The sequence below is a fragment of the Paraburkholderia bannensis NBRC 103871 genome (assembly GCF_000685015.1).
Lineage (GTDB): Bacteria > Pseudomonadota > Gammaproteobacteria > Burkholderiales > Burkholderiaceae > Paraburkholderia > Paraburkholderia bannensis.
The window spans coordinates 179,138-191,076 of sequence record NZ_BAYA01000017.1; the positions used below are offsets into that span (position 1 = coordinate 179,138).

10 protein-coding genes are annotated in these 11,939 nt (G+C 63.9%); 6 read left to right on the forward strand and 4 right to left on the reverse strand.

The window, feature by feature from the left end; genetic code table 11:
• Positions 1 to 177 precede the first annotated feature (177 nt).
• Positions 178 to 2,388, reverse strand: coding sequence for a TonB-dependent receptor (locus BBA01S_RS25235; protein ID WP_027818870.1), 2,211 nt, complete (start codon positions 2,386 to 2,388; stop codon positions 178 to 180).
• A gap of 348 nt (positions 2,389 to 2,736) precedes the next feature.
• Positions 2,737 to 4,314: a tetratricopeptide repeat protein gene (locus BBA01S_RS25240; RefSeq protein ID WP_027818871.1), complete on the reverse strand. Its 1,578-nt coding sequence runs from the start codon at positions 4,312 to 4,314 to the stop codon at positions 2,737 to 2,739.
• Between the two features lie 483 nt (positions 4,315 to 4,797).
• On the opposite strand from BBA01S_RS25240, the gene BBA01S_RS25245 reads away from it, so the two are divergent.
• From BBA01S_RS25245 to BBA01S_RS47025, 4 genes are all read left to right on the forward strand, one after another.
• Positions 4,798 to 5,931: a porin gene (locus BBA01S_RS25245; protein WP_027818872.1), complete on the forward strand. Its 1,134-nt coding sequence runs from the start codon at positions 4,798 to 4,800 to the stop codon at positions 5,929 to 5,931.
• 278 nt (positions 5,932 to 6,209) lie between these two features.
• Positions 6,210 to 7,460: an MFS transporter gene (locus tag BBA01S_RS25250; protein WP_027818873.1), complete on the forward strand. Its 1,251-nt coding sequence runs from the start codon at positions 6,210 to 6,212 to the stop codon at positions 7,458 to 7,460.
• 197 nt (positions 7,461 to 7,657) lie between these two features.
• Positions 7,658 to 8,113, forward strand: coding sequence for a DUF1269 domain-containing protein (locus BBA01S_RS25255; protein WP_027818874.1), 456 nt, complete (start codon positions 7,658 to 7,660; stop codon positions 8,111 to 8,113).
• Positions 8,114 to 8,161: 48 nt separating this feature from the next.
• Positions 8,162 to 8,320: a hypothetical protein gene (locus BBA01S_RS47025; protein ID WP_156966072.1), complete on the forward strand. Its 159-nt coding sequence runs from the start codon at positions 8,162 to 8,164 to the stop codon at positions 8,318 to 8,320.
• Here BBA01S_RS47025 and BBA01S_RS25260 read toward each other — a convergent pair.
• Both BBA01S_RS25260 and BBA01S_RS25265 read right to left on the reverse strand, forming a co-directional pair.
• Positions 8,274 to 8,603, reverse strand: a complete 330-nt coding sequence (locus tag BBA01S_RS25260) for a hypothetical protein (protein ID WP_027818875.1) — start codon at positions 8,601 to 8,603, stop codon at positions 8,274 to 8,276. The two genes, BBA01S_RS47025 and BBA01S_RS25260, sit on opposite strands and share 47 nt — an antisense overlap.
• Positions 8,604 to 8,709: 106 nt before the next feature.
• Entirely contained in the window at positions 8,710 to 9,903 is a 1,194-nt protein-coding gene (locus tag BBA01S_RS25265) for a porin (protein WP_156966073.1), read from the reverse strand.
• A gap of 296 nt (positions 9,904 to 10,199) precedes the next feature.
• Between BBA01S_RS25265 and BBA01S_RS25270 the strand changes: the two genes are divergently transcribed.
• A complete protein-coding gene (locus BBA01S_RS25270) occupies positions 10,200 to 11,174 on the forward strand; it encodes a LysR family transcriptional regulator (RefSeq protein ID WP_027818877.1) in 975 nt (324 codons plus the stop codon).
• Between the two features lie 103 nt (positions 11,175 to 11,277).
• The coding region (locus tag BBA01S_RS42725; protein WP_042297860.1) for a DUF4286 family protein at positions 11,278 to 11,939 on the forward strand (662 nt) is incomplete at its 3' end.

Consider the following 11,939-nt stretch of genomic DNA (forward strand, 5'->3'; position numbering starts at 1 on the left):
AAGTCCCGTCGCGCAAGGCTCTTAAGGCCCTCGAAGATCTGGCTCGATAAACTGGCCAGATCGTCGCCATCATCGCCATCGATAAAGAAAACTGATGGCGAAAGAACCAACTCGCAAGACGCTGGGTTAGCGAGGCCGCAACAGCCAGAGCGTCACAGCCAGGCTTCCCGTCCGGACTTAGAAGTCCGTCGTCACCGAGAACCACGCCGTGCGCGGCTCGGCCTGCGTCAGGTAGCCGCCCAGCGCCGACGACCAGTACGAGCGATTGGCCAGGTTCGTCACCATCACGTTGAAGCTCGTGTCGTGCTTGAAGACCTGCGTCTTGTAGCGCGCACCCACGTCGAAGCGCGTCCACGACGGCACCTTCTGCGTGTTCGCCGTGTTCAGGTATTGCGAGCTCGTCCAGATCGCGCGGCCCATCAGCGTGAGGCCGTTGACCTGCGGCACGTCGTATTCCAGGTTCGCGTTGAACGTCCACGCCGGCACGCCAATCGGACGATTGCCCTCTTCCGAGCTGTCGCCGGTATCGACCAGTTTGGCGTTGATGTACGACACGCCGCCGATCAGGCGCAGGCCCTTGACCGGCTCGCCGTACATCGAGAACTCGACGCCGCGATGCTGCTGGATGCCGTCCGCTGCGTAAATGTTCGTCACCGCGTTGGTGTACGCGACCTGCTGCTTGATCTGATACACCGCGAGCGCCGCGCCGTAGTGGTTCGCGTCGTACTTGATGCCCGCTTCGTACTGTTTCGCGCGGAACGGTGCGATCGCCTGGCCGACGTTGGCCGTGCCGCTAGGGGCCGAGCCGCCTTCGACGAGGCTTTCCGCGCGGTTCGCGTAGATCGACAGGTTGGGCTGGATCTTGTAGACGACGCCGAAGATCGGCGTGGTGGCCGATTCGTTGTAGGCCGAGTCCTGCACTTCCGTGCCGTAGCCGTAGCCGTTTTCGACGATGTTCTGGTGGCGCGCGCCGACGGTGAACAGCAGGCGGTTCTGGAAGAAGCCGAGCGTGTCCGACACGACGAAGCTGCGCATCAGGATCGAGGTCGTGAGGCCCGGGTCGGCAAAATTGCCGCCGCTATAGCTCGCCGACGGGTACGCAACCGCCGACGCGTTGTACAGGCTGGTCGGGAAGAAGCCGGTCATGTCGTAGGCGGCGTACTCCGCCACGCGATTGATCTGCCAGCCTGCGTTGATCTGGTTCGACACCGGGCCAAGGTCGAACTTGCCGCGCACGCCCACCTGCGCCGAAATCGCGTTCTCCTTGAGCGTGTCGCCCATGCGATAGCCTTGCGACGAACCGTTGTCGTAGTAGAGCGATTCGTACTCGCCAAGCTCGGTCGTATGGCGCGAGCCTACGCCTGCGTAGGCCGTCCAGTTCGGCGCGATGTCGTATTCGCCGCGCAGCATGCCGACCGTGTCTTCCTGCTTCGAATAGGCCCACGGCTGCGTGTAGTTGTAGCTCGCCGACGGCGTCGCCGGCATCTCGTCGCCGTCCACGAACACGCCCGTGCGGCCGCCCGTGGTGTTGTTCTTCTGGTAGAGGAAGTCGGCGTAAAGGCGCAGTTTGTCGCCGCGATAGTCGAGCGAGATCGCCGTCTGCTGCGAGTGGCTGTCCTGGTTCTGCACGGCGGTGCTGCCGCCCACCACGGTCTGGTTCACGCGAATGCCGAACTGGTCGTTGTCGCCAAAGCGGCGGCCCACGTCCACGTGCGTGCCGATCTCGCCCGACGCGCTGCCTTCGACGGTCACGCGCGTGACGGGTTTGTCGTCGGCGACCTTGGTCTGCACGTTGATCGCGCCGCCCACGCCCGAGCCGCCCGGCGACGCGCCGTTCACGAAGGCGCTCGCGCCCTTGAAGATGTCCACGCGCTCGATCGCGCCGGTGTCGACCATCTGGCGCGGCGTGAGGCCGTAGAAGCCGTTGAGGCCCACGTCGTCGGAATAGACCTGGAAGCCCCGAATGATGTAGGTCTGCGAGAGGTTGCCGTAGCCGAGCGCGGTGCGCACGGCCGGATCGTTGGCGACCACGTCGGCGACGGTTTGCGCCTGCTGATCCTGGATCAGCTTCGAGGTGTAGCTCGTCACCGAGAACGGCACGTCGATCATCTTCTGCTTGCCGAGCACGCCGATCTGCGCCCCGCTCGCGACCTGGCCGCCTGCATAGGCCGGCGCGAGGTCGCCGGGCAGCGCGTCACGGGCCGCCTTCACGCTCACGGTGGGCAGCACCGACGACGGCTTGGCGCTGGTCGCGTCGCTCGCGGCAGCCGGCGCATCGGCAGCGTCAGCGGCATAGGCCTGCACGGACAGGCTGGCGAAAGCGAGCGCCGCAGCAGCGAGCGGCGCAAGGCGGAACGCCTGCGCAGGTGAGGAGGTGATTCGGTTCATTTATCGGTATCCGCAGCGTGGTGGCGGGTCGCGTGACCCAATTTGCATCAAAGGCCGCGATGATATCGGTAAATGAGAATGATTCCGATTGTAATTTCGAGGGTTTCTGGGGTCTGGTAACGGTTAGTAAGGGGTCGAGACAGGAAGCGCACGGCGGCGCGCGTGGGGCTTCGGGCGTCGAACCTTGCGGCACAAGGCTCGACGCGATTTCTTTCTATTTGAAAGATCGCGAAAACACGTAAGCCGCCGTAAAAATCGGCGTTTAAGGACGCGACGCCGGGTGTTGCGCCGATTTCACATTGCGTTCGCGCCCTGCTTTTTCAGCGTGCCGCAGTGCTCGATTGCGTGTCATTGCGCGGCGATGCGCAGATCGATCGCCTCGCGCAACGCCGTCACCACGTTGCTCCAGTCGTTGCGGCGCGTCTGGCGGAACAGCCGCGCATTGGCGTACCACGGGCTGTCGTCGCGTTGCATCTGCCAGCGCCAGTCCGGCGTGTACGGCAGCGCGATCCATACCGGCTTGCCGAGCGCGCCCGCCAGATGCGCGACGGCGGTATCGACGGTGATCACCAGGTCGAGTTGCGCAACGAGCGCCGCCGTGGCCGCGAACGTCGTCAAACGCGCGCCTGCGTCGATCAATCGTCCGCGTTGCACGAGTTCATCTGCGCTGGCGCGGTCGCGCTCGCGCAGGTCTTTTTGCAGCGACACGAATCGCGCATCGGCGTCGAACAGCGGCGCAAGCCCGGTGAGCGCGATCGAGCGGTTGCGGTCGTTCAGGTGCGTCGGGTTGCCCGAACAGACCACACCCACGCGCAACCGTCGCGCGCCCTCCTCCCGCGCGTCGATCACATCTGACCACCCAGCAAACGCGTTTGCGTCGGCGTGCAGATACGCGCCCGGCGTGGCGAAATCGGCTTCGCGCAGCGCCAGCGCGTGCGGCAGGCTCAGCATCGGCAGGTGATAGTCGAACGCAGGCACAGCCGCCGCTTCGCCAATCACGCTCGCTGCGCCCGCCACGCCCTGCAAGAGATCCACGAGCGCATCCTGGACGCGCACGATCACGTTCGCGCCGCGCTGTTGCAAGCGTTCGATGAAGCGCACGAACTGCAGGGTGTCGCCAAAGCCCTGTTCCTCGTGCACGAACACGGTCTTGCCGTCGAGCGGCTGTCCCTTCCATTGCGTCGCGTCCGGGAAACCGTGCGACATCGTGCCGTCGCGCCAGCGCCATTCGTATTCGCGCCAGCCATGCTCGAACTCGCCCAACAGCAGGTTGGTTTGTGCGCGGTTCGTGCGCGCGCCCGCGTCGTTCGTATCGATCGACAGGGCCTTCTTGAACTGCCGCAACGCGTCGTCGAAACGATGCAGGTCGCGCAGCGCAACGCCCAGATTCGTGTACGCGGCGACGAAATCCGGCTTGAGCGCGATCGCCTGCCGATATGCGTCGAGTTCCTCGTCGTAACGCCCCAACTGGCCGAGCAGCGTGCCGCGGTTGTAGTGCACCTCCGGCGCTTTCGGATAGCGGCGGCCAAGGCGCGCGAGATACGCGAGCGCGGCGTCGCCCTGCTCCAGTTGCACGAGCGACATGGCCGCGCCGTGCAGCGACGTGGCGTGATCGGGCATGAGCGCGAGCAGCCGTTCGTAGAGCGCGACGGCGTCGGCGTGGCGGTGCGCGAGCTGGCAGATGCGCGCGGCGTGCTGCAACTGATCCGCGGGTGTCGCCGCGGGAAGCGCGCCGCGCCACGCGTATTCAGCGGCGCGCGCGTAGTCCTCGCGTGCGCTCCACACGAAGGACATCGCTTCCAGTGCGCCTGCGTGATCGGGGTTCGCTTGCAGGATCGACTGGAGCAGGCGTTCCGTGGCGTCGATATCGCCTGCGGTGAAATGCTGCTGCGCTTGCGCGATCAGCGCGTCGTTGGGATCGGTCATGGCAACGCGGGGCGCTCGCGCCCCAGGGAATGGATCGGTGAACCCGGGATTTTGCCAGAGCCGCGGCCGCTTGTTGCCCACTTGTTGCCAGCGTGTTGCCTACCTGTTGCATCGCCCCGTAGACGAGGAATGTGAATCGGGAGAGGCAGCGCGCATGAATTTCGAATTACCGAAAAGAAGCCATTTCCTCGCGTTATTAATAAACCGCAATAAAACGTAATCTTTGATTTCCGATATTTCTCGAAATTACCGCCGTCGCACGCAGGTTAGCGCGATTCGCCGCGCGCACCAATCAAAAAAGAACCCCTTGTTTTACGGGATATTTCCATCGCGAAAGGCTTGTTCGTAATAGAGAAGAATCGGAAATGGAATTTGCATTAAGAATCGTGGCGAGTGAACCACAAAGATAAAAACGCCTGCCGATTATCACGTTATGCTCCGCGCTCGCTCCCTAAGAGCGAATAACAATTCAATGGAGTAACGATGAAAAAGCACACCCTTTCCGCCCTCGCAGTCGCAGCGGCTTCTTTCGCAGGCGCAGCCCACGCACAGAGCACGGTCACGCTCTACGGCTTGATCGACGCTGGCGTGCTGTACACCAGCAACCAGGGCGGCAGCTCGAACGTGCAGCAGTCGAGCGGCGCGCTCAACGGCAGCCGTTGGGGCCTGCGCGGCAGCGAAGACCTGGGCGGCGGCCTGAAGACGATTTTCGTGCTCGAAAGCGGCTTCAGCATTTCGAACGGCGCGGCCAAGCAAGGTAGCCGCATGTTCGGCCGCCAGGCGTTTGTCGGCCTGTCGAGCGACCAGGCCGGTTCGGTCACGCTCGGCCGTCAATACGACAGCGTCGTCGACAACCTGGGCGGTCTGGCGCTCAACGGCACGCAATACGGCGGCACGATCGCTTCGCACCCGTACGACAACGACAACCTGAACAACTCGTTCCGCGTGAGCAACTCGCTCAAGTACCAGAGCGTCAACTACGGCGGCCTCAAGTTCAACGCGCTGTATGGCTTCTCGAACGCCGCAGGCGGCTTCTCGAACAACCGCGCGTACAGCGTCGGCGCAACGTACTCGTTCGGCGGCCTGAAGGCTGGCGCGGGCTACCTGCAACTGAACAACTCGGGTTCGACCATCAACAGCAGCGGCGCGGTCAGCGACGACGCAACCTTCACCGCTTCGCGTCAACGCACCTATGGCGCGGGCCTGAACTACGCGTTCGGCGCGGCCAACGTGGGCTTCGTCTTCACGCAGACGCAACTGAGCAACCTCACGGCGATCAACTCGTCGAACGCAGGCGCGACGACGTCGCTCGCGGGCAACAGCGCGCGCTTCAGCAACTACGAAATCAATGCGCGCTACGCGTTCACGCCGGCAGTCACCGTGTCGGGCGCCTACACGTACACCGACGCGAGCCTGGAAGGCGTGAGCCCGAAGTACCACCAGTTCACGCTGCAAGGCGACTACGCGCTGTCCAAGCGCACCGACGTCTATGTTGAGGCGGCGTATCAACGCGTCGTCGATGGCGAAGGCAAGATCCACGCGGACATCATGGGCGTGTCGGCTTCGGATTCGAACTCGCAGGCCGTGGCGACCGTCGGTATCCGTCACCGCTTCTAATCGGGCGGTTGCAATTCCGGATGAGCCGGAGGAGCGAAATTCGCCGTTATAGGGCGGCGAATTTAAAAAAGGGCTGGTAGACACATCTTGTCTGCCAGCCCTTTTTGCGTTGCTTTTGTGACGCTTTTGCACGGCTTGGGTGCATCCATGGTGCGGATTGTTCAGCCTCCCCAGCTACTCTTTTCAGGAATCGCCTCTTTTTGTTGGACAAATCCCTGCCTAGAATTCGATGCCTTGATTCACGTTCTATCCTCGCTTCATCCACGATTAAGGCCGTCATGCAAATAGATACCCCTACGACTCCCGTATCACTAGAAGGCGGCTCCACGTCCGCGAGTCAATGGCTATCTGTCATCGCAGTCGCCATGAGCGCATTCGCGTTCGTGACCGCCGAATTTTTGCCCGTCGGCTTGCTGCCGCAAATCGCGCACGATCTTGGCGTGTCCACCGGCGTGGCGGGACTGATGGTGACGACGCCTGGCGTCATGGCCGCGATTTCCGCGCCCATGCTGATCGTCAGCGCGGGCCGCATGGATCGCCGCTACGTGTTCCTGATGCTCACCGCCGTGCTGCTGGTCGCGAACATTCTGTGCGCCGTCGCGCCGAATCTCGCGCTCATGCTCACGGGCCGCGCGCTGCTGGGCGCGGCGCTGGGCGGCTTCTGGACGCTGGCGACCGCTGCCGCGCCGCGCCTCGTGCAAGGCAAGGATGCCGCCAAGGCCACAGCGACCATTCTCACCGGCGTGACCTGCGCCACGGTGATTGGCGTGCCGCTGGGGACGTTCATCGCGTCGTTCTCGTCGTGGCGCCTGGCGTTCGCGGCGACCGCTGGGCTCGTCGCGCTCGCGCTGGTGGCGCAGGCGTTGCTGGTGCCGTCGCTGCCGTCCGCATCGGCGCTGCGTCTGGCCGACTTCCGCAACCTGCTTGGCCGCGCCCATACGCGCCTGAGCATGCTGATGGTCGCGCTCGTGTTCGGCGCGCATTTTTCGACTTATACGTATATCGCGCCGCTGCTCGAACATGACTTCTCGCTGAATGCCATGACGCTGCTGCTGCTCGGCTTCGGCCTGATCGGCTTCTTCTCGAACGCGCTGACGTCGACGGTGATTTCCGGTCACCTCAAGAAGTCCGTTGCCACGATGGTGCTGCTGCTGTTGGCCGCCATGTCCTCGATGCTGCTGCTCGAACATTCGCCCATCGGCGAGACCGTCGGCATGCTGCTGTGGGGCATTGCGTTCGGCGCGCTGCCGCTGTGTTTCAGCGTGTGGATCCAGCGCGATACGGCCGACTTGCCCGAAGCGGGATCGGCGATGTTCGTCAGCGTGATCCAGGTGGCGATTGCCGTGGGCTCGGCAGTGGGCGGCACGATCGTCGACCAGGCGGGCGTCCATGCGGACTTCCTGCTTGGGTTGGGTCTCGCGCTGCTCGGCCTCGTCACGCTGCAACGGCTGGCTTCGTCGAGGCAATCCGCGCAACAGCCCGCCAAGGCTTCAAGCCTCGATTGCGCCTGCGACGCCTCGCTCGACTGATTCGATTGATTCGATTGATTCGACCGATCGTCGACACGCCGGGCGCGGTGAGCGAATTCCATTCCCGCCGCGCCTCGAAACACGTCTGCTCCTCGCGCCACGCAATGTGAACCGCAGCGTGGCCAAAAACTCCTCCCTCTTCTCCCGAATTGCCTATCTTTGACTCAAGGACAAGGACAGGCGCCGGGAGGATCCAAATGTCACAGGAATTGATCGTCGCGACTTTCGGGACGCTGGACGAGGCGCAGCGCGCCGCGCGTGACTTCAAGAACTTCGAAACCGATGGTCAGGGCCTGAAGATCGAAAGCGGTGTCATGGTGCAGAAAGACACCTCGGGCACGCTAAAGGTTCTGGACGAGTACAGTCGACCCCATTGGGGCACGGTAATCGGCGCGGCCACGGGTGCGTTGATTGGCTTGCTGGGCGGCCCCGTCGGCGTGATCGCGGGACTGACGATCGGTGCAGGCGCGGGGCTGGGCGCGCGCGAGATCGAGGCGCATCTGGATCGCAAGCTCACGAAGACCATCGAGGCCGAACTGAAACCGGGTAGCTGGGCGCTCGTGCTCGAAACGCACGATCCCGCGCCGGCGCAGATTGACGAAATCGTTCACGGTTACGGCGGGCAGGTGTTTCGACAGGCGCTGGCCTGGTGAGAGATGCCTCGCGGCAGTGCCTAAAACAATTCCAGGGGAGGAACGGTCATGGCGCAAACATCGAACCAGAACCATCAGAACGGTCAACGCCGGGGTTTCCTGCACAACCTCAAATGGATGTTCATTCTCTGGTGCGTGGGATTTGGCGCGACGGTGCTGCTCACGCTGCCGTTCCACTTCCTGGTCGAGGCGATGATGGGGAAATAGGCGCATCGGCAGGCGCCCCGCCGAGCGCCGCGTGCTTCGCCGCCGCGGCCTCGATCACGCGCTGCGCGTGCGGATACGACTCGCCGGTCACCGCCTGATACTGCTTCAACGCCTCCACAGCCTGCGCGAACGCGCTGCCGCCAATGCAGGCCTTCAACTCGCCCGCCTGTTCGAGCGCGGGATAGCGCGCCTGCGCCTCGCCAAGAAACCCTTCCATCGCCGAATGCAGGTCGTCATAGTTCTGCGCCTGCTGGATGCCGTCGATACGCTCGTCCGCATTCACGATTGCACTCCTTGGGTTTTGCGTCCCTTCATTGAAGCACATGGAGCGAGGCGCGTCGCGAGTACGCTTTCATCCGATGAAAACGCCGATGAAAACGCGCCGCGCTTTAGAAACGATGCGTAATCCCCGCGAGCACGGCCACCTGGTTCGCCGTGGACGACGCGCTCAGGCCGTTGATGTTGGCCACCGCCGCATGTCCCGTCGAATCCGTGCCCGAGGCATGCTGATACAGCCCGACGAGATACAGCGACGAGCGCTTCGAGAGAAACCACGTCGCGCCCAGGTCGCCCTGCTGATACGTCACGCTGTTCACGCCGTAGCCGTGCGTATAGTCCCAGGCGGCGCCGAGCAGCACCGAAGGCGTCACGTAATAGCGCGCGTTGAGTTCGGCGTTATGGAACTTGGCGGCGCCTTCATAGCCCACGGGATTGAGGCTCGCATGCGCGCCCAGGTCGCGAAACTGCGTGTTGGTGTAGACCGCGCCCAGCGTCCACGCGCCAAGCTGCCACGACCCGCCCACGGCCGCGATCTGCTCGTCGCCCGCCGATGCGTAACCCGAGTACACGCGACTCGCGGCCATGTTGCTGCCCGTCGTGCTCGACGTGGCGTTATTGCCGAAGTACGAGAAGTTCGGGTCTTTCACGTGCACGAAAGCCGCGCCCAGCGTGAACGGCCCGCGCACATAACCCGCGCCCAGCGACCAGATCGAATTGCGCGAGAACTCGCCCGCCACGCCGCCAAAACTATATAGACCGCTGACGCGAAAGCCCGACCACGTGGGGCTCGTATATTTCACGGAATTGTTCGAGCGGTAATCGTTGTTGGTGTTGTCGAGATCGCCCGGATGGCCGCCCAGATACGTGGCCCATTGCGTGCCCGCGATCAGCGGGCCAATGAAGTCCACCGCGCCGTCGTACTGCCGCCCCATCGTGAGCGTGCCCGCCTGCGCGGAGGCAAGGCCCACATACGCCTGGCGGCCAAACTCGTCGCCGCCCTGCTGGAAGCCGCCGCTCGACGACGAATAGCCGTTCTCCAGGTCGAAGATTGCGCGCAGGCCGCCGCCCAGGTCCTCGCTGCCACGCAGCCCCCAGCGGTTGCCGAGCACGTTGCTGCTGTTCATTTCGACCTGGTGCTTGCCGCCCACGTTGTTGGCATAGACGAGCGCGGTATCGATGGTGCCGTAGAGCGTGACGCTGGTTTGCGCCTGCGCCGCGCAAGGCAGCGCGCAAACAGTGGCGACAGCGGTCATGGCAAAAGCGGCGTGGCGAGGCTTGAAGCGTGAGGCGGTTCGGCGCGGCATGGTGGTTTTCCTCTTCGGCACTTCTTTAGTTAGGACTCCGGTTATATCGGCAAGAAGCGACACTCGCCGCACAACACGAAGCTGGAGACTGGCTGGATGCGGAAGTGTCGCGATCCAGCGCACATGCGGTCAAACAAGAAAATAAATTCACGCCGAAAAGATTTTTTTATCGCCGATGCCTGCACGGCCACGCGCAACGGTTCGCATGCGCGCAGCAAAGTGGCGATTTTCGGCGCGATATGATGGCGAGGTGACACTGCCCTGCAACTGAACCACAACTACGCCAATACGAAGCCATGAATATCCGGTTTCTTGAGACCTTCATCTGGCTCGCCCGCCTGCAAAATTTCCGCCTCACCGCCGAAAAGCTGCACACCACCCAGGCCGCAGTATCGAGCCGCATCGCCTCGCTCGAAGAGAGCTTCGACGTGCGCCTGTTCGACCGCAACTCGCGCTCAGCCACGCTCACGCCCGCAGGCCGCAAGATGCTGGCCTACGCCGAGCGCATCGTGCGTCTGGGCGATGAAATGCGCCGTGAAGTGGAAGACGCGAGCGGCGACGCGGGCCTGATCCGCATCGGCGTGGTGGAGTCGATCGTGCATAGCTGGTTTCCCGCGCTGATGTCGCGCGTGCGCGAGCGCTTCCCGCATCTCGAAGTCGAGGTGACGAGCGACACCACGATCCACCTCGTGCAACTGCTGCGCGCCGATGCCGTCGACCTGATCCTGCAAACCGAATCGCTGCCCGACCGCGACTTCGTCAATCACCCGCTCTGCGAATTCCCCATGCGCTGGGTCGCGAGTCCCACGCTCGGCCTGGCGGGGCAGCACGTCGCGCTCGCGCGGCTGGCGGAACTGCCGATCCTGAGCTTTTCGCGCCACTCGGGCCCGCACACCGCTATCGAGCGCGAGTTCGCCCGCGCCGTCGAACGGCCCGTGCGCATCAACTGCATCAGCTCAGTGGCGGCGATGATCCGCCTTGTCTCCGACGGCTTCGGCGTGGCCGCGCTGCCGCCCGCGATCATCCAGCGCGAATTGCGCGACGGCTCGCTGGAAGTGCTCGACGTGGAAAGCGCCTTCGCGCCGCTGCCGCTGGTGGCGAGCTACCGCCTGCAGAGCCACCCGCTGCCCGCGCGCATCGCCGAACTGGCCACGGAACAGGCCCGTGCGTTCGTGGACGCATTGGGCCCCGACCTGGAGGGACAGAACGCGAGCGCCGCTGTAGAAGCCCCGCCCGCCAAGGCCCGCAGCGCCCGCCCGCGCAAGCGATAAGAAAACGCTTTCAACGCGTATTTTTTTTCTTGTTGGACTGCAACTCGGCCCGCTCGCCAAACTGCGCCTATCCGATTCCCTTTTTCAGCGCAGGAATGTCCCGATGAGCCAGGCAGAAACTTTCACTCCCGCATCCACGAACGCAGGCCAGCTCTGCATCTGGACAGATACGCAGGCGCACTCCGAAGCCGACTTCAACGCGTGGTACGACCGCGAGCACATGCAGGAACGCGTGGCGATTCCGGGCTTTCGCTTCGCGCGTCGCTTCCTTGCCAACGATGGCGGCGCGCGGCGCTACCTGGCGCTTTACGTGACGGCTTCGCTCGACGTCTTTCATAGCGATGCCTACCGTCAGGCGTTCACGGTGCAGACCGACTGGTCGATGCGCAATTTCGGGCGCATGAGCAACACGCAGCGCCGCGTGAGCGAGCAAAGCTTCGAGGCGGGCGCAGGCGAAGGCGGCCATGCGGCGATCTTCGTCGCGCCGCCGCAAGCGGTGCAATCGGTGGCTTCGGCGCACTGGCGCGAAGCGGCGCACGCGGCAGCGCTCACGCCGGGCGTGCACGCGGTGCGCGTGTTCGTGACGGATGCCGCGCTGTCATCGCCGCTCGCCACGCCCGGTGCAACGGCCAGCGCCGCGCGCCAGGACGCACTGGTCATCGTCGAAGGCAGCTCGAACGACGCCGCGCGTGAAGCCGCCTCGAAACTCGCCACGCTCGCCGATATCGAGCCGGACGCCGACACGATCCGCAGCTTCGACATGCT